At 41.1% G+C, this 20,313-nt stretch carries 14 protein-coding genes; 11 read left to right on the forward strand and 3 right to left on the reverse strand.

Annotation, left to right across the window (positions count from 1 at the left end; all coding sequences use genetic code 11):
• Positions 1-22: 22 nt before the first annotated feature.
• The 5 genes from D0T60_RS17775 (at position 23) to D0T60_RS17795 (ending at position 8,682) form a co-directional block, all read left to right on the forward strand.
• Positions 23-1,282 carry a hypothetical protein gene (locus D0T60_RS17775; RefSeq protein WP_163219706.1) on the forward strand — a complete coding sequence of 420 codons (1,260 nt, stop codon included), beginning with the start codon at positions 23-25 and terminating at the stop codon, positions 1,280-1,282.
• Between the two features lie 56 nt (positions 1,283-1,338).
• On the forward strand, positions 1,339-2,271 hold the full coding sequence (locus D0T60_RS17780) for a FimB/Mfa2 family fimbrial subunit (protein ID WP_163219708.1): 933 nt from the start codon (positions 1,339-1,341) through the stop codon (positions 2,269-2,271).
• A 35-nt stretch (positions 2,272-2,306) separates the two neighbouring features.
• The gene (locus tag D0T60_RS17785; RefSeq protein WP_163219710.1) at positions 2,307-4,634 is read left to right on the forward strand and encodes an FISUMP domain-containing protein; all 2,328 of its coding nucleotides are present in this window, start codon (positions 2,307-2,309) and stop codon (positions 4,632-4,634) included.
• A gap of 10 nt (positions 4,635-4,644) precedes the next feature.
• Positions 4,645-6,966 carry a fimbrial protein gene (locus D0T60_RS17790; RefSeq protein WP_163219712.1) on the forward strand — a complete coding sequence of 774 codons (2,322 nt, stop codon included), beginning with the start codon at positions 4,645-4,647 and terminating at the stop codon, positions 6,964-6,966.
• 852 nt (positions 6,967-7,818) lie between these two features.
• Positions 7,819-8,682 (forward strand): Rpn family recombination-promoting nuclease/putative transposase, encoded by an 864-nt coding sequence (locus D0T60_RS17795; protein ID WP_163219714.1) that lies wholly within the window; start codon positions 7,819-7,821, stop codon positions 8,680-8,682.
• A 428-nt stretch (positions 8,683-9,110) separates the two neighbouring features.
• Here the strand turns inward: D0T60_RS17795 and D0T60_RS17800 are convergent, their stop codons facing one another.
• Positions 9,111-11,960, reverse strand: a complete 2,850-nt coding sequence (locus D0T60_RS17800; RefSeq protein ID WP_163219716.1) for a bifunctional fucokinase/fucose-1-phosphate guanylyltransferase — start codon at positions 11,958-11,960, stop codon at positions 9,111-9,113.
• A 181-nt stretch (positions 11,961-12,141) separates the two neighbouring features.
• Here D0T60_RS17800 and D0T60_RS17805 point away from each other — a divergent pair, with 181 nt between their 5' ends.
• Positions 12,142-12,384, forward strand: a complete 243-nt coding sequence (locus D0T60_RS17805) for a GlsB/YeaQ/YmgE family stress response membrane protein (RefSeq protein ID WP_163219718.1) — start codon at positions 12,142-12,144, stop codon at positions 12,382-12,384.
• 255 nt (positions 12,385-12,639) lie between these two features.
• Here the strand turns inward: D0T60_RS17805 and D0T60_RS17810 are convergent, their stop codons facing one another.
• Entirely contained in the window at positions 12,640-13,311 is a 672-nt protein-coding gene (locus D0T60_RS17810; RefSeq protein WP_163219720.1) for a bifunctional 4-hydroxy-2-oxoglutarate aldolase/2-dehydro-3-deoxy-phosphogluconate aldolase, read from the reverse strand.
• A 116-nt stretch (positions 13,312-13,427) separates the two neighbouring features.
• Complete coding sequence (locus D0T60_RS17815; RefSeq protein WP_163219721.1) at positions 13,428-14,471, reverse strand: sugar kinase; 1,044 nt, start codon at positions 14,469-14,471, stop codon at positions 13,428-13,430.
• 169 nt (positions 14,472-14,640) lie between these two features.
• Between D0T60_RS17815 and D0T60_RS17820 the strand changes: the two genes are divergently transcribed.
• The 5 genes from D0T60_RS17820 to D0T60_RS17840 all read left to right on the forward strand — a co-directional run bounded on the left by D0T60_RS17820 (position 14,641) and on the right by D0T60_RS17840 (position 20,191).
• Entirely contained in the window at positions 14,641-15,708 is a 1,068-nt protein-coding gene (locus D0T60_RS17820) for a LacI family DNA-binding transcriptional regulator (protein ID WP_163219723.1), read from the forward strand.
• Between the two features lie 12 nt (positions 15,709-15,720).
• Entirely contained in the window at positions 15,721-17,211 is a 1,491-nt protein-coding gene (locus D0T60_RS17825) for a UxaA family hydrolase (RefSeq protein WP_163219725.1), read from the forward strand.
• 27 nt (positions 17,212-17,238) lie between these two features.
• Complete coding sequence (locus D0T60_RS17830; protein ID WP_163219727.1) at positions 17,239-17,946, forward strand: hypothetical protein; 708 nt, start codon at positions 17,239-17,241, stop codon at positions 17,944-17,946.
• A gap of 83 nt (positions 17,947-18,029) precedes the next feature.
• On the forward strand, positions 18,030-18,566 hold the full coding sequence (locus tag D0T60_RS17835; RefSeq protein ID WP_163219729.1) for a 30S ribosomal protein S16: 537 nt from the start codon (positions 18,030-18,032) through the stop codon (positions 18,564-18,566).
• A gap of 344 nt (positions 18,567-18,910) precedes the next feature.
• On the forward strand, positions 18,911-20,191 hold the full coding sequence (locus D0T60_RS17840; protein ID WP_163219731.1) for a S41 family peptidase: 1,281 nt from the start codon (positions 18,911-18,913) through the stop codon (positions 20,189-20,191).
• Positions 20,192-20,313: the final 122 nt, after the last annotated feature.

Here is a 20,313-nt window from a genome sequence, read left to right on the forward strand (position 1 = left end):
TATTAACTAATTTTTTTAAAACATGAAAGTAAATTTTAAGTATGCGATGATGACTATCGCAGCCCTGACAATGGGCTTAACAAGTTGTTCGAACGACAACGAAGTGGTGGATACTCAAAACGAGGAAACACAAAACTTATCGATCCGTATTGCACAACCGGAAATGAGCAGAGCAGTAGCCGGCCCGGAAGCAAACAAAGCCAATCCGGTAGTATTCTCTGATGGAGAATTATTGCTTTGCAACGCTTCAGGAAAAATTCTGGATGTGTATGCATTCTCTTCAACATTAGCTACAGACCTGAGTTTAAACAGAATCGCTATTGGCGATGCTATAGCAACAAACGGGGTAACCATTACCAATGTAGACGGAGATGTGCGTAGCGCATACATCGTGGGTAACAGTGGCGCTATCAAAACTGTCGACAACATCGGATATTCGGCTGTTGCCAAAAAAGGAGAATACATTAGCAGCGTAAAGGCTTATACAGTAACTCCCGTTATGCAGTATAACGCAACCAACAAAGATTTAGCCAATGTAACTCTTTGGGGAGAAGGTACACTGGTACCCGACCCAAGTGTAGCGCCTACCGATCCTGCAAAGAAATACGTAGAAATTACATTGCGCCCTCATGTAGCACGTTTGGAAATTGCTGATGTTACGGCTGTGCCAAATACAACCGGGGTAAGCATTACTCAATATGACGTAAAGGGTATTTACATCAACAAATACTACCCAACATTGAGTCTTGATGCAAGAACTCCGGCCGCTATCGTTAACTCAGGACAAGGAGGAACAACTGTATATGGAGACAACCAAGGAGTATACGCTTCTGCTTTAAAAGGTATTCTTTATGATTATAGCACAACTTACTTTGGTAATACCACAACCACTGCATTAACTAAATACCCCAATGGTACTAATAATGTAGATGTATGGGCGTATAACTTATTGGCAGCACCCGTTATTGCAGGAGATGCTGTATTGGCTACTGCAACAACACTGGCTCCACAAGTTATCGTGGAAGTAGAGAATGTACAAGCAAGCAATAGCCAATCATACGCCAACATGCGATATATCACTGTAGGTAAACTGATTGATGCGACAACAAGCACTACTATTACCCACTTCGAAGCAGGTAAAATTTACACCATCGACCCAGGAAGCTTTGAATTCGATGTAGATGGAGTAAAAGACGATGCAAACGTAGGTAAAATTGACTTAAGAGTGAAAGTATCGCTCATCACATGGACTACTGTAGGGATGAAACCTGAAATTCAGTAAAACTTAAAAAAAGATCCTCTCCCCACGGGGAGAGGGTTTAAACTCAACAAATAAATATGAAACAGATACACGCTATACTATGGATGATTCTCGGCATAGCCCTGATGGCGGGCTGTATAGCCGATGATTTATCGGAGTGTCCAACCAAAGAAAATGTAACACTGACTTTCTCCTTAGTAGATAAAAATGGAAAGCAGGTGTTTACAGAACAAGTAGAAAAGACCGATCTTATTCTTTTTAATGGAAAGGGACTTTTCCATTCAAGCATTTCAGTGCCCACAGGAAAGCTTGATAAGAACAGAAGTATCAGGCTTGCACTTGAACCCGGAAACTATACCGTAGTGGCGTGGAGCAACCTGATAAAAAGGGTTACTATGTGCGATATAAACACTATAACAAATCCGGAAGAGGGATTTGTAATATGCCATTCCGACGAAACAGGAGATCCGCTATATTATGCAGCACCCAAAGAAACAGGGTTTACCAGAAACATAAACCCCACCAAGGAACTATTCTCCTTCAACGTATCGAAAGAGAACGGGGCTAAAGAAACATTGCATTTTATACACGCACACAAAAAACTCGACATCTACGTAAAAGGATATGCAGTGAATGGGAAACTACCCATCATTGAGGTAGAAGGAAACTACAAAGGGTATGACTTCTACATGAATCACCTGCCCGGAAACAAAATAACACTCCGGCAAGAAACGGTGAACAAAAAAACCTACGGAGAAGACTTGGCAAACGCAGCGTTTTATACCTCACGCATCAGAGAAGCGAACAACAATATTGTAATACACATCATCAATCCCACTACGGGAGAAAAAGCGAAAAGCGTTGCACTGAACGAGGTTATTAAATCATTCCGGGAGTTCGATATGGAAACGGAAATCGTAATACCCATACTATTTGAATTCTTCGACGGAAAATTTGAGGTGAAAATGCCGGCATGGGTAACACAACCCTCTAAACCGGAAATTAATTAGCATATAAAGAGATATACGATATATAGACACACAGTATGAAAAGATTTTCTTCATATAACTATAAATGGCTGTTTGCTCTTATACCGGCCTTGTGCATGCAAGCTTGTGTAAAGGAGGAAGCCATAAACAGCCATACTACCAATAACGGGGAGGTAGAGGTGCGATTCGAAGTACAGCTACCCGCAAACCCGGGCAACCGGCCAACCACAAGAGGCATGAGCGAGGCAGAAGAAACAACCGTTGCCACCATCGACGTATACCACTTTCTCGAAGATGGAAGCGGAAAGTACAGGGGCGTAAAAAGCGAACCCATACAGGGTACATTCACACCCGGACCGCCAAGCTGGGTAAATGCAACCCTGGAAACCAGACCAAACAAAAACTCACGCTTGGTTATTGTGGCCAATGCACGAAAAGCAGGAAACTATGGATATACCAAACAAATAGAGCTGGACGATTTCTTGAGTAAATTGGTGTTTGAACAAACCGCCGAATGGAACTCGGCAGCGGGAGCAGCCACTCCACTTCCGATGTATTGCATCACTGGAGATGTGGAGATAAAAAAAGATATACAAAATGGCGAGTTAGATAATAACGGAAATCCGTTTGGACTGATAAGGATGCACGCCAAATTCAATATAAGCCAACAGGCGTTAGTGAACAATTTTAAGTTGGCTTCGGTATGTGTGTTCAACCGAAAAACAGAAGGGTACATAGCCTATAAGGAAAGCGACCTGGATACAAGCACGCCCGCCAATCCTAAGGTAACAGCTCCGCATGTACCTGCCACCACAGGCAATGTATACGAACCAACCCTGCCATACTTTGGAGTGGGCACAAATAACCAAAAACCGGACTATGAAAAGATCGTCAACAAACAATACCTCTTCGAAGTAGACAACGCCGCCCAAAGCGACAGGCTAAAGAAAACCGCATTGGTAATTGGAGGCTATTATAGCACCGATGGAGGGACAACTTACGATGCAATACCAAGTTATTACCGGGTAGATATTGACGTTACCAATGGAAATATCCTAAGAAATCACCTATACGATGTAGAGATAAAATCGGTAGCAGGAAGAGGATACGGTACCGCCAAAGATGCCTTCGAAGGAGGAAGCAGAATGACTGCAAAGATTACAGCATGGAATGAGGCTGCACAGAATGCAATAGGCGATGGACAGTATTATTTGACCGTAGACCGCAGAGCATATCATTTTTATAAGGAAGGCGGTGCACTGCCGGTAACCATTACTACCGATTACAGCCGAACAGATGAAGGATTCGATACCGGCATACAGATAGATGCGAATAAAATTATATACAATCCGGCTGTATCAGGAGGCAACGAATGGATTACAATCGAAGATGTAACCGGACAAAATGGTGATCTGACAAGAGAGATAAAGATAAAACCGGCTGCCAATAATGACCCAAGCGCAGCTAATAGATCGGCTAAAGTTCCGATTCATGCAAGAAATATGACGTATTATGTGAATATTACACAGGAGAAGGATTCGTGGTTAACCACTGATATTGAAAGTCTTTATTCATTGGATGGAAACACACACAGTTTCAATGCTTTTTCTACATTTGATTGGAGTGTGGAGATAAAAGCAGGGACTAATAATGATGGAGCGTTAGTAAATCTGTTAACATCAAATGGTAGTGGCATTGCAGGAGTGCCTGTAGATTTTGACACTCATTTCTTAGGTATAAATGGTAAAAACAAGTTTGAAGTGATATTGACCTTCAATAACAATGATAATATTCAAGCTCCTATTAATGTAGCAGTAAACCTTTGTGCAACTTGCGGAATGCGAGGAATTCCTGTTGGAGTACCATTAGGAACGAATGGCTACGACAATAGTACTACCGACCCTAATTCCATTGGAGAGAAAACGTATTTAACACACATGTATGGCAATAAATGTTGGATGATACAAAATTCTCGAGAAGGAACAGCAGACGCAACAAGGTATTCCGGAAAGGTTGCTGGTTCAAGAGGATATTACTATACATTTGCGAATGCAACAAAAACTTCCGATGGACCATGTCCCTCAGGATGGAGAGTACCTACAGTAGCAGATGTACAAGACCTTCAAACTGTTTTAAGTGCAAATATAAATCTCCCAGAAGTTAAGTTTTGGGGTGGTCCTTCACCCGAAAGTTATGTATTAGGAGGATACTATTATTTGTATGATACAAGTCAATACTGGGAGCTCTGGGACGTTACTGGAATATGGTGGACTACCAGTACCTCAAACTCTGATAGGAGCTTCACTAGTCATGCCACATTAGGAGTAAAAACTGGCGGCTCACAACCCACCCACTATATACCTGTACGTTGTGTAAAAGAATAAAACAATAAACATGAAAAATATACTCAAGAAATCCCTCCCTCTCCTATCCCTACTGTTTATTGCAGTAGGAATGGCAGGGTGCTATAAAGTGTCTGAATTTGATAATTTAAGCAATCCCGGAGATGGTGATGTAACAATTACAGTAAGCATCCCCGGGCAAAAAACGCCTTCTACCCGCTCCATAGCCGGAGCGGATGGAGAGGCGAAAGTATCCGAAGTAGATATTCTGGTATTTAAAGCCGGGGCAAATAGTACCGATCCCGATATACTAACACAGCATGTTCAAGGAATGAATGTAACCCAAAGCACCAGTAGTAGCGATCGTTACAAGGTGGAGTTCAAAGCCAAATTGGTAGCCAACAGCAATGTTGTGCGTGTGGTAGTTATAGCCAATGCTCACAACGAAGTGGCTACAGCAATATCGGCAGCAGGCGGTGTAAATACAGCAGAGAAAGATGATATTCTTACAGCACTCAAATATGCATCTATCAATAGCAGTGGCATGCCCAACGATTGGAAATGGAATACCACAAATGCCACCAATTACTCCCCCATCCCCATGTATGGCGAAGAAGCCGTATCGGGCATAACCGCAGGTATGAAAATTGAAGATATAGAATTGGTGCGTATGCTGGCTCGTATTGATGTAAACAATACAGCTATAGGCTTTACACTTCAGGATATTTATGTAGTGAACTACCATACCGAAGGATACATAGCCCCGGCATGGAATGTAGATGGAACCTTGTTAACCACGCTTCCTATTGCCCCAATGATTCCAACAAGTGCTACGGCACAAACCGGAACAGCCAACGCCATGACCTACAGCTATGCCGACACAGGAAACGGCAACGGCATGGAAGGCGAAATTTATACCTACGAATCCGTAAAAGCCACAGGAAACGAAGCCGACAACAGCCGCATAAATGCAACCTGCCTGATATTTAAAGGTACATACAACAGCGAAGAGTACTACTACCGCTTCGACTTTACGGATGCCAGAGATGCCGCAGGCAAGCAACCCGGCGAAGTAGGATACGTTACTCCCAACCCGGCATTGGTGCAATATATGCCAATCTATCGTAACCACAAATACTTAGTAAATATTACACGAGTAGATGGCATCGGATATAAAAATATAGATGACGCACTTAAATCAATGAGCATCACATCAAACCTAAAAACAACACTACACGTTATCGACGATAGCAAAATCGGAGATCTGGTTTTTGATGGACAGCATTATTTGGGGGTGGGAGATCCGGTGGAGATAGTTAAAAGTGGTAGTGTAACATCCATTCCGGTTATCACCAATTATGCTTATGGTTGGGAGATTGATGATGAGAAATATACCAATGGAATAGAATATATAGGTAGCACAACAGGCTGGCTCACAGCTTCAAAAGCATCTAATGGAAGTGGTATTGAAGTTTCTGTATCTTCACTTCCCAGTTCTGTACCAGACAATGCAGTCATCCATCTGAAGGCAGGACGTTTACGCCATATTGCAACTGTAAAAGCAAACTATTCTTGGGCACGAAGCAATATTGTATGGATAGAAGACAATAGTTATCCCGATGGAGGATATCTAACATTTGCTGTAACTTCGGCTGATAATATAACTATTCCGGCTAACTCGCAAGGACTGCTATTTCAGTGGGGATCATTGGTGGCTATTAGTCCAGCATCCCTTTCAGGAACAACTGCAACATATACAGCAAAAAAATATCCTAATGGACATATTGTATATTCATCAACTGGTACTTACACTTATGCATATACAAGTATTCCTTATATTAATGAAATCACTACTCCGTTTAATAATACCAGTAAAACGGATGATGACTTCTCTACCTATAATGGAAATACAGGATTTAATGCAAGTATAGGTAAAGGTGATATTTGTCGGTATATCACCTCCAAAGGTTGGGTTGATGGCAACTGGCGCCTACCTACACAGAGCGAATACGATCAGCTCCTTGCTGAAAAAACAAGTCTTTCCAACGGTGGTTCTTTTACTGATAAAATAGTTGCTCCCAACACAACAAAAAATCATCACGGTTTTTACCAACCATTATCAGGTCGTTGGCTTGGTATTGGAGCAACATCAAGTGGAAACCAGACCAACCCATCGATTGGTGTATATTTCCCAGCTAGTGGATATAGATATACAGATGGTTACGCACGCGTAGCTGGACAAGTTGGATATGTTTATAGCGGAAGTTCAAATAGCACTGACAAGGCATGTTATACACAATTTAGCTCTGGCTCCAGTGACTATAATTATGGAGGTCGTCGCCAAGCCTTCCCCATTCGTTGTATTCGAGAATAATTCTACTACCTCTGGGTAGAACAACTATACCCTACTTCCCGTCCCGAGCGGGAAACAGAAATACTCGGGATTGATGTCAGAAGGTCTCCGCTGTGAAGCGCAGTATGATGTAAAATAGGTTTTTTGCTAAAGTGATCCCGCCAGGCGTGGCGGGATTTGCTTTTTATGTACTTGTTGTGGGGTAAGTTGAAATGGGTACGCGGAAAAAAATAAATTTAGACACGGATTGCGCAGATTAGACGGATTTTAGAACACGGATAATATCTTATTATTTGATATCACAAATTAAAATCCGTGTTTTAAGATCCGTGCAATCAGTGTCATCCGTGGCTAAAAAATAATCCGGTTTCAATTATTTCCGAACTGTTTTGAGGGAAATGGGAATGGGTACGCGGAAAAAACGGAATGAGCGGATGAACGCGGAATAAATATTTTCGTCCTTATGTCGCAAGAAAAAAAATAATTCCGCGTGTTTCTGCTCATTCCGCGTTTTCCGCGTATCTATCTTGTTTTGAGGGAAACAAGGATAGCCCGAATGGGCTTAAATATGAATAACCCCCAGTGAAGCGAAGCGACTGGGGGATAATAATATCAACCCACACGTGAACCCCGTAGTGGGTTCAATTGACTATTCAACACCTACGGCGTTGGTGGTGAGGGTGAGTTTCTTTCCTCCCCCAGTCGCTTCGCTTCACTGGGGGTTATTCACATTTTACCCCTGTTGGGGTAATTGTTTGTGAATCTGGTTTCCCTCCTTTCCGAGTCATTATGAGTTAATCCTCTCAAACTCATTGTCTCTCCAAATAAAAGCGTTATTTTTGTCATAGAAAAGAACATTTAATAAACCCATATATGCGATATCTCGACCCTAAAGCCGATCTAACATTCAAACGTGTGTTTGGCGAACACCCCGATTTGGTGATGAGCCTTCTGAACGCCCTTCTCCCTCTAAGCGAAGAAGAAGAGATAACAGATATAGAGTACCTCTCTTGTGAGATGGTGCCCAAAAATCCATTGCGCAAGAACAGTATTGTAGACGTTCGCTGTAAAGACAAACAAGGCAGGCAGTTTATTGTAGAGATGCAAATGATATGGTCGCCCGAGTTTAAACAGCGTGTATTGTTCAATGCTTCCAAGGCTTATGTTCGGCAGATAGATACCGGCGAACATTATGAACTGTTGCAACCGGTATATTCACTCAATCTGGTGAATGAAGTCTTCGAATCGGAGTTAGAGGGTTATTACCACTACTACAAACTGGTACACGTTGAACATACCGAAAAAGTGATCAACGGTCTTCACCTGATATTTGTTGAGCTTCCCAAGTTTACACCCAATACCTACGCTGCCAAGAAGATGCAGGTATTGTGGCTTCGTTATCTTACAGAAATCAGCCAACATACCCGAGAAGTTCCGCAAGAGTTAATGGATAACCCTCAAATAAAGAAGGCTGTTACTGCCTTAGAGGAATCTGCCTTTACCGATGCTCAACTGCTGGGTTATGAAAAGTTTTGGGATATTATTAGTGTGGAGAAAACACTATACAGTAGCGCCGAGCGGAAAGGACTAAAAGCAGGAATGGAGAAAGGTCTGAAAATTGGTCGTGAAGAAGAAAAAATAGCTAATGCACGAAACTTCAAGCAGCTTGGAGTAGCTGCTGATATTATAGCTCAAGCAACAGGGCTGTCGATAGAGGAGATAGAGGAGCTGGGGTAGGTTAAATACGATTGTACGGATTTTAATTTGTGATATCAAGTTAAGATATTTATCCGTTTTTAAGATCCGTGCAATCAGCGTCATTCGTGGCTAAAATATAATCCGGTTTCAATCATTTCTTTTTTGTTTTGAGTTATATTGAACCGCAGAGTTACGCAGATTAACGCAGAGTTTTTAATACAATGCTGCATAGAACTAAAACTTAATCCTCTGCGTTAATCTGCGTAACTCTGTGGTTCAAATTCAATCATTTCCGAACCTGAGTTAAGTTGAAATGGGTACGCGGAAAAAACGGAATGAACGGATGAACGCGGAATATATATTCGTCCTTATGTCGCAAGAAAAAAATAATTCCGCGTGTTTCTGCTCATTCCGCGTTTTCCGCGTATCTATCCTCATTTACTTTAATTTTAATTTAGCCATCATCATCAAGACCGCGATATCTGCAACCCCTTATCCGATAAATCCATCTCCACAAAACGCGCCAATGAATTAGGCGGATTATTAGTTAACTCTTCGCGAATGCGAAGCGCCGCCTGCGGATCCTTCGCCACCATATAAAGATAGCCACCACCACCTGCGCCCGGGAGCTTACATCCCAATACATAATCCTTAATACGATTGATAATAGCTGCAATAGCCGGAGGATTCGTACCACTATCCAATGCTTTATTCTGTTCCCACGTTTTAGCAATTAAACAACCGAAATCGGCAAAGCTACCTCGTTGTATGGCTTCTGCCATATCCAAAGCATGCAATTTCATTTCGTTCAGAATGTTTAAATGAGCAGAAGAGTTCAGGAACATGCCTGCCACAATCTCGGCTAAGATGCCTTTCGCTGTGCGGGTTACCCCTGTATAGTAAAGTAAATGGCACGGTTTAAACTCCGGATTCACAAACAGATGGTTCGGAAGCCATCTTACCTGAATATCCTGAGAAAATCCGGAATCACTCTGCAACAACTTTACGCCATGCAAAGTACCACCATATTGATCTTGCCAACCGCCTCCGGTAGTCAATAATTGCTCCAAGACTAAGGTATATCTGCAAATATCTTCCTTGCTCCAACATAATCCGCAAAAATCATTGATAGCTCCCAATACCGTAGATGCCAGGATAGAGCTTGTGCCCAACCCGGAACCGGCAGGAATAGCCGCCAGTAATGTTATTTCCAGACCGGAGCCAAACGCTTTCAACTGTTCTTCCAAAGTACTGTATGACTTGCCCGAAAAAGCAGGGGCAAACCCGGCAAGTGATAATGCTGCTTTAGGAATGGAAAACGCAGAGCCTACCTTTTTATAATCCTGCAATTCCTCGTAATTCGTAATAACCTCCACGGCACCCATATCTATGGAACGCAGCACAATTCGATATTCCTTGCAAGGTTTAACATATACCTGCAAAGGAGGTTGACCATTTAACTCAATAGCCAGATTCACCACATTACCACCTGTATATAAGGAGTAAGGAGGTGTATCCGTCCACCCTCCGGCAAAGTCGATACGCACAGGGCTCCTACCCCATACTATCTGATCATTGTACACACTTAACACCGGGATATTTTTCTTACCGGAGATTTCTTCTATCAAGCTCTCGCTTAATAAGTCGAAGGCAGCCTGTTCTTCCTGTTTGCAGTTCGCACCTTTATTTTTCAGTACTTGCGCACGAAGCATCCGGTTATGGATACACAGCATAGAAGAAGCATCTTCCGGCAAAACAGCCGGTGCCTCTAAGCCTAAACGAACATACTCCGAAGCAGCATTTGCCAAATCGAGTTGGTAAAAAACACTCTTTTCATAGTTATCGGCTAACAACTTCCAGTTTTCTTTGCCAAATACTTCCCGTTGTTGATAAAGCCTTTCCAGGTTGGCATACGCAGAAATATCATCTGCCGACAAACGACGCGCCTGTAGCCATATTTCTTTTCCGGCAGTTGAATCGTCACCGGATATCATCCATTGTAAAACAGTTCCCATCTCTTCCACCGAATGAACAACCGGGAAGATTGGCGCGGATTGAATATCTTTAGATTCCGTTTCACTCCACATCGTTTTATCTATGTTGCGACGCTTCATCCACTCTGGGAAAGGTATTCCCATGAATAGTGTATCTTCTGCATGCAAATGCCCTCTGAAAGCATCGTCCATGCCATAAGGACGAACTACCCACCCCTTTTCATCCAACGGAACAATATCTACACAAACACTATCCGGGATTTCGATATTCCAATCATTGGCAGGAATACCGGTAAAGATGTGGTTCTTAGCTATCTTCCACGATTTACCGATAAAGCTGTTTTCAATCCAAAGGTTTTCGTTCTCAGGCTTTAAGCTTATTTCCGTACAGGCATTCTGCACAAACATAGCCGGGTTAGGTTTTACCTTCCGGTGCATAATCTTTTGCTGATCGAATACCTTATTTTGTATATTCAGGGTAGAAGAAATCAATTCTTTGCTTGTACCATAATGATAAAACTCGCCTCCCGGAAGCGGAAGTATGGTCACAGTAAGCCCATTTACTTCTTCATCTTTAATAATCGGGTTATTACCTAATGCCAACCCAAAATCGGAATACAAATCATAATAAGAGATTTCGCCCTGCTCATTATAAGATCTTTTCATCAGTAAGTTAACGGCTTTGTCGCTAAGCATCCAAATACCAATATCCATTAAGAAGAAATGCGTCTTTGTTAATGATTCCAGTTTTTCCAACGAAGGCTTTTGCAGCATAAAATCAAGTTGGTCGGGCTGCTTCCTGTCCGACACATAAATGCCGTGCCGGGTAGCCAATGACGGATCTACCCAAAGACCGTAGCACACCACATCTGCTTCCGGGATAGGCTGTAAAGGAGCTTCCGACCGGATGTACACATCTCCGCTAACAATTAACGTACGTAACGAAGCGGGTGCCTGATTCATAATCTTTTCATATAGAGGAATTTGCAAGGAAAGCAAATTCTGCCCTAAATGCTGCCCCCTCTCCCATCGGAATACCGGTATGGGAGTAAGTACCTTGCCCGACGGTGCATAAGCCGGAAGCCGTCTGCTCTGACCACCTGCATGTAGCAGTATCCGCTTCTCGCTCGCAAGCCAGGATTCCATCGATTCCGTTGTACCGGAGTGCTCATAGCAATCTTTAAGCAGCCACGTTGTGCCACCTCCCGAACCTAATTTTTTCCCGATCGGGTCGGAGGTGCAAAACCATTCCCGGGAATCCTTACTCTCTAAATCGTAGAAATACTCTACCAAATTGGGGGGAAGAGATAATAATCGTTTCATTCATTAGCATATTTATCGCAAAAATACATTATTTAAGCATATAAACAGGTGCTAATAGAAATAAAAGCCAAAAGAATGAACTAAAACAGTAGATACTTGTTTCTTAATCAATGTATTCAATGTTTGATTTAAACTAATTATAAATACTTACTTATCATTTAACTTAAACAATTTATTAATTATGGGAATTCTTTGGTCAATTATCATCGGTATACTGGCAGGAGCCATAGCCGGATGGATTATGAAAGGAAGCGGATTCGGGATTTTAATTAACCTGGTTGTCGGCTTAGTTGGTGGAGTGTTAGGTGGCTGGATCTATGGCCTTTTAGGCTTGGGAACAAGTAGCATCCTGGGTTCATTAGTTATGTCTGTGGTAGGTGCTATTGTTCTATTGTGGATACTTTCTCTCTTTAAGAAAAAGTAGATAAAAACGATTCACTATGATAATACTATTAGCTGCTGCCATCTTGGGAATGGTAGCCGGACACTTTGTCCGAAAAATACAGAACATAAACTAAGAAACCATTTCTAATCTAACCTATTTTACATATAAGCGAGCCGTCGAAACATCTCATCACTGAGACCTTTCGCCGGCTCGCACCCTTTAAACACCTTCAAACAAAAAAGATATGCCTTCCTTAATACTAACTAACCCTTATAAACGGAAGGCACCTTTTTATTACTTTCTGGCTTCGGCTATATAGCCAAAAGCCTCTTTACATTTCGCAACAATCCATGCCCAGTCTTTGGCAGCCACAATATCGGCAGGGAAAAGATTAGATCCCATACCTACACATGTTACTCCGGCTTTGATCCAAGCAGTCAGGTTTTCTTTGGTTGGTTCTACTCCACCTGTCACCATAAGCATAGACCATGGCATAGGAGCTTTTACATTCTTCACAAACGAAGGTCCTCCTACATTTCCGGCAGGGAACACTTTGCAAAGGTCGCAACCTACTTCCTGAGCAAATCCGATTTCCGATACAGAACCACAACCTGGGGTATAAGGTATCAGACGACGGTTACAAACCTTAGCAATCTCCGGATTAAATAACGGACCTACAATAAAGTTCGCTCCCAACTGAATATACATAGCCGCTGTAGCAGGATCTACAACAGAGCCAATACCCAAAATCATTTCGGGACATTCTTTTGCAGCCCATTTTACTAATTCTGCAAAAACTTCTTGTGCAAAGTCTCCACGATTAGTGAATTCGAATGCACGTACACCACCATCATAGCAGGCTTTTACTACATTCTTTGCTACTTCTGCATCTTTATGGTAGAATACGGGAACCATTCCGGTGCTTGCCATAGCATTGAGCACCTGTATTTTATTAAATTTTGCCATTATATTTTAAGTTTTACCACAGAGTACACGGAGGACACAGAGTTAAATTTGAAAAATAGAAACAGTTTCTAAAAACTCTGTGTTCTCTGCGTCCTCTGTGGTGAATAATAATTTATTTAGCGTGAAACACGACCACTTCCGTCACCTTTCATAAGGTTTTCTACCTCAGCAACAGTAACCAAGTTAAAGTCACCATAGATTGTATGTTTCAGGCAAGAAGCAGCTACTGCAAATTCAAGTGCTTTCTGATCATCGTTTGGATAAGAAATCAAACCATAGATAAGTCCACCCATGAAAGAGTCGCCACCACCTACGCGGTCAACGATGTGTGTGATATCATATCTTTTAGAAATTTTCAACGAACCTTCTGAGTAAAGAACACCACCCCAAGTGTTGTGGTTAGCATTGATAGCACCACGCAAAGTGATAATCATTTTCTTGCAACGTGGGAACTTCTTCATCATTTGAGTACAAACAGATTCAAACTCAGCAGAATTTACTTCACCACCTGTAGCAGTTACATCAAATCCTTCCGGTTTAATTCCGAATACTTTTTCGCAGTCTTCTTCATTACCCAAAATGATATCACAACCTTCTACTAAAGCAGGCATTACCTCGTCGGCAGTTTTGCCATACTTCCACAGGTTTTTGCGGTAATTCAAGTCGCATGATACGGTTACTCCCATTTCGTTGGCTACCTTAATAGCTTCTAAGCAAGCATCAGCAGCACCTTGTGATAAGGCAGGAGTAATACCGGTCCAGTGGAACCATTGAGCATCTTTCAATACTTCTCTCCAGTTAATCATTCCCGGTTCGATAGTTGAGATTGAAGAATGAGCACGGTCATATACTACTTTAGAAGCACGGGCCACAGCACCTGTTTCAAGGAAATAGATACCCACACGTTCACCACCAAAGATAATTTCGTTGGTACCCACGCTATGAGAGCGAAGATCCATTAAACAAGACTCTGCAATGTCATTTTTCGGAAGACGAGTCACAAACTCAGTCTCTAAACCATAGTTTGCCAATGATACAGCTACATTTGCTTCTCCACCGCCAAAAGTTGCAGTAAATTCTTTAGCTTGAGAGAATCTCAGATTTCCGGGAGTAGCTAAACGCAGCATAATCTCTCCAAAAGTAACGACTTTCTTACCCATAATTTTTAATTTTAGTCTTATAGTTATTAATAATGTTAAGTTTCAAATTCACCTCTCGTGTGCGCACACAAAGATACAATAATTTTCTATATTACAAAAATTGTGATATATTTGTATCGGAAATAACTAAAATTATTGTTGAGGTATAAATGTTATCTACCGAATTTAAATGAATAAACTACCCGAAAGAATTAGAATTAAAGATATTGCCCGACTCGCCGACGTATCGGTAGGTACAGTAGATCGTGTAATTCATGGCAGAAGTGGCGTATCCGAAGCCAGCAAAAAGAAAGTGGAAGAAATTCTAAAGCAACTGGATTACCACCCAAACATGTATGCCAGTGCTTTAGCATCCAATAAAAAATATAATTTTGCCTGCTTGTTACCTTTACATATTGAAGGAGAATACTGGACCGCCATAGAACAAGGTATTAAAGAAGCATTGGTCGATTATTCGGACTTTCATATCTCTGCCCAGATTACTTATTATGACCCTTACGACTATCATTCTTTCGTAACCGAAAGCAACCATATATTAGAAGGAGAACCGGACGGAGTACTAATGGCCCCCACTGCTCCTAAATATACCAAGATATTTGCAGCTTCATTAACAGAACGCTCTATACCTTATATATATATAGACTCTAATATTAAAGATGCTCCTCCCCTCGCCTTTTTCGGACAATACTCTCACCAAAGCGGTTATTTTGCTGCCCGTATGCTAACAATGTTAGCCGGAGATAAAGACGAAATTGTAATTTTCCGTAAGATCAATGATGGTATTGTAGGATCAAACCAGCAGGAAAACAGAGAAATTGGGTTTAAGGAATTTATGCAAAAACATAATCCTTCCTGCAAGATCATGGAACTCAATCTACCGGCTAAGCAACCGGACGAGGATTATAAATTACTGGATGAATTCTTCCGGGCGCACCCGACGGTATGCAACGGAATCACTTTCAACTCAAAAGTATATACCATTGGCGAATATCTTTTGGACAGAAACATTCAGCACTTTAATTTAATAGGATATGATTTACTGGACAGGAATGTAAACTGCCTGAAAAAAGGAAGTGTATCTTTCCTGATAGCTCAGCAACCGGAAGTTCAAGGATTCAATGGCATTAAAGCGTTATGCGACCAACTCATTTTTAAGAAAGAGGTGGAAACGATTAATTATATGCCCATTGATTTATTAACTAAAGAAAATATCGATTTTTATTTAAGAATACATTAACAACATTATATCATGAAAACTAAGTATCTGCAAATTAATCCGGCCGACAACGTAGCTGTAGCTATTGTAAACCTTCCAGCCGGAGAGAAATTCACTATCAACGAAATAGAAATCACGCTAAACAAAGACATACCTGCCGGGCATAAATTTGCCTTGAAAGACTTTACAGAAGGTGAAGATGTTATCAAATACGGTTATCCGATCGGGCATGCCACAATGGCTAAAAAGAAAGGCGACTGGATGAACGAGAATAACATCAAGACCAATCTGGCCGGACTACTGGATTATACGTATCAACCCACCAATGTATCTCTGGACATTCCTCAGGAGAATCTTACTTTCAAAGGATATCGCCGTAGCAATGGAGAGGTAGGTATTCGTAATGAGGTATGGATTATCCCAACCGTAGGCTGTGTAAACGGTATCTGCCAACAATTAGCCGAAGGACTACGCAAAGAAACCAACGGCAAAGGTGTAGATGCCATTGTAGCTTATCCTCATAACTACGGATGCTCTCAGTTGGGAGACGACCACGAGAATACCAAGAAGATTTTGCGTGATATGGTGCTTCACCCCAACGCCGGAGCTGTTTTAGTAATAGGATTGGGATGCGAGAATAATCAACCTGATGTATTCCGCGAATTTCTGGGAGATTACAACCAAGATCGTGTATCGTTTATGGTAACTCAAAAGGTTGGCGACGAATACGAAGAAGGAATGAAACTCTTGCGCGATCTTTATGCCAAAGCAAGTAAAGATATACGTACGGATGTGCCTCTTAGTGAGCTTCGCGTAGGATTGAAATGCGGAGGTTCCGACGGTTTCTCCGGTATCACTGCCAATCCGCTATTAGGGGTATTCTCCGACTACCTTATAGCTCAGGGTGGAACCAGCGTACTAACCGAAGTTCCTGAAATGTTCGGTGCCGAAACTATTTTAATGAACCGTTGTAAAGACGAAGGTTTATTTGATCAAACCGTACACCTTATCAACGACTTTAAAGAATACTTCCTTTCTCATGGGGAACCTGTAGGCGAAAACCCATCACCGGGAAACAAAGCCGGAGGTATCTCTACTCTGGAAGAAAAAGCATTAGGCTGTACACAGAAATGTGGTAAAAGCTATGTATCTGGAGTATTACCATACGGAGAGCGTCTGAAAGTTAAAGGATTAAGTTTGCTTTCTGCTCCGGGAAATGACTTGGTGGCTTCTACCGCACTTGCCTCATGCGGATGTCATATTGTATTGTTTACCACAGGACGCGGAACTCCTTTCGGTACTTTCGTTCCCACCATGAAGATATCAACCAACACTGCTTTGGCTACCAATAAGCCCGGATGGATCGACTTCAATGCCGGAGTGATTGTAGATGGAGAATCTATTGATAAAACCTGCGAACGGTTCACCGAATACATTATCCGTGTGGCAAGTGGCGAATTGGTAAACAATGAAAAGAAGGGGTATCGCGAAATTGCTATCTTCAAAACAGGAGTAACGTTATAAGAAATCGAAATAGCAAACATTATATATATGAATAAGTTCTATGCTCTTCTACTTTCCGTTGTTCTACTTTCCTGCGGCAATAAAGAAAGCAAAAATAAATCCGTCGAATGTAATCCTGAGAAAAAGGAATATTCTCAGGAATACATAGACAGTCTTGATGCCGAGAGGGAAGCAAGATGGATGAAAGAAAAAATAGAAAGTAATAAAAGACACGGAATATACAGAGCCATCGACACTGCCTATTTCGGAAAAATTCAAATAATTATTGATAGCGTTGTAGTCAAAAAAATGGATACAGATCCGGATCGTTCCGCATCCTACAGACTAAGCGAAATAACAAACGACAGATTGATGGGAGGCGAAAGAAAGACTTACGACATATACATGTTGATAACAAACACTTCCGAAACCCAAACGTTGCCTTTGCCCTTTATTTTTCCGGATTTAACAGCAGCGGAAGTACGAATGAACACCAGCTCGGATGGAATTTCGCTGTCGTGGGGAAGCCGCTTTTTTTTCAATACCAAAACAAAGAAGCTCCAGAAAGACTATGACCTTCGTCCCGGAAAAAGCCTACGCGGATTTTATCATGTTATAAGCAGAAAGGGCAAAGAAATAGTAGTAAAGTATGGAGATGCCGATGAAGAAGATAACGACATACCGAAAGGGTACGAAAACAAGGAGATAGTAATTGACCTGAGCAGCATGACAAAAACTGAGGCAAACAGTGACTAATTAAAAATTAATCCTTATCTTTGCGCCGCTATTACGAGATAGTAGCATAATTCAAATCATTAATTAAAACAATTATTTAAAGAATGGCAACTAAAATCAGATTGCAAAGACACGGACGCAAAAGCTATGCGTTCTATTCAATTGTGATTGCAGACAGCAGAGCACCACGTGATGGTAAATTTACAGAAAAGATTGGTACTTACAACCCTAACACCAATCCTGCTACCGTAGATTTGAATTTCGAACGTGCATTGAAATGGGTTCTTAACGGAGCTCAACCTACTGACACTGTTCGCAATATCCTTTCTCGCGAAGGCGTTTATATGAAGAAACACCTCCTTGGTGGTGTAGCTAAAGGCGCATTTGGCGAAGCAGAAGCAGAAGCTAAATTCGAAGCTTGGAAAAAAGATAAGCAAGCAGGTCTTGCAAATCTGAAAGCTAAAGAAGAAGAAGCTAAGAAAGCAGATGCTAAAGCACGTTTAGAAGCTGAAAAGAAAGTAAACGAAGCTAAAGCAAAAGCTATAGCAGAAAAGAAAGCTGCTGAATTAGCTGCTAACGCTCCGGCAGAAGAAGCACCAGCGGAAGAAACTCCTGCTGCAGAAGAAGCTCCTGCTGAATAAAAAGAAAAAATTTTGCTCATTACAATAATGAGATGAAAGGGAAATCCTCTTAGGCATAACGTCTAAGAGGATTTTTTGCATACTATTGCTTTCATTTCTTTATATTATATTGAACCGCAGAGTTACGCAGATTAACGCAGAGTTCTTAGTTTTCCTGCGGCACCGTAACTAAAAAACTCTGTGTTAATCTGCGTAACTCTGCGGTTCAAAAAAACAACAAGAGATAATACAAACTAATTTTATCATCAAATTATTTGGTTATAAAATAGTAAAAACCCCACATAGGTATAAGTTATCTTACAGTTATTTTGTAAGTTTGTAACGTTATTACCAAAGATAGAAGAATGAAAACCAAAAGCTTACTATACGTTATTACCTGTTTGTTATTGATTTCTTGCGGAGAAGATCGACGTCCGGAATATGCTGCACGAAAAGCTGCTGATATATGGATTGAAGAAACCATGCGGCAAAATTATTACTGGTGTGACGAAATAAAAACACCGAATAAAGGTTTTAACTATTTCACAGAAGCTTCTGCATTCTACAAATCATTGTTATCAAGTAAAGATAGAAATTACTCCACCATAGTAGTTAACAAGAAGGAAGCTACAAGAAGTCTCAGCGAATTAGAAAGAAGTTATGGCTTTGAGTATGAGATGTCAACAAACCCAAAAGACAGATCTTCGGTGGCTCGTATTCTATACATTATGAAAAATTCTCCGGCTGCTAATGCTGGCTTAAAACGCGGAGATATCATTCTTAAAGTAAATGGCGAGAGAATTACATCCAGCAATCAGGAGAAACTATTAGATGGAAGCCCAAAAGAACTGAACATTGGTTTTTTCGATAAAAAGGTAGACAGCATAGTACCCTACAAAGAAGCCATAAATATAGAAGCTGCCCGTACAGTTATTGATGCTCCGATACATTACAGCCAGGTTTTTGATATAAACGGATCGAAAGTAGGCTATTTGGTATATAATCGTTTCGATTCGGATTATAACGATCAACTGCTTACATTAGCCAGAGATTTTAAAAACAAAGGCATCAATCAATTTATCTTAGACCTGCGATATAATACAGGAGGTGATTTTGACAACGCACGGCTATTGAGTTCTATCCTGGCACCATCCGACAAGCTTGGTGAGCCATTAGGATACAAAGAATTTAATAATAAAACCAATCCTCAAAAGCAGGAGTTTATGTTCATCTCTGATATTACTGATGCCAACTTAAACTTAAAGACACTCTACATTCTTACCACAAGAAAAACATCCGGAGAATCGGAATTAGTGGCTAATTGCTTGTCGCCTTATATGGATAAAATTATTATCGTAGGAAACACCACTGCCGGCAAAGATGTGGGTTCCTCCGAATCTTTTCATTATTCAGATGATTTGGTAGATTTAACTCTGCACCCTATTACATACAAAATATACAATAAGGATGAAGCAGATTATTCAAATGGTATCTCTCCGGTATCATACAATAGAATAGTTGAATCTGATAGCATTAAAATGGCTTTGAAACCTTTTGGTGATCCCGAAGAATTATTATTGAAAGTAGCTTTGGGAAATATTGATGGAACTTATCCCCCTAAAGAAACCGAAAAAGAAAAGGAGTAAGAATAAAGCAATCAATACTCAGCTTGTCTTTTTGTAGATATGGTTGACTCTTTAACGACTCAACCAATGAAAGAAAAGAAGTCCAACGATGCTCACGCTTTTCATTTTCGGATTCGTGAGAT

Source organism: Bacteroides sp. 224, assembly GCF_010500995.1.
Lineage (GTDB): Bacteria > Bacteroidota > Bacteroidia > Bacteroidales > Bacteroidaceae > Bacteroides.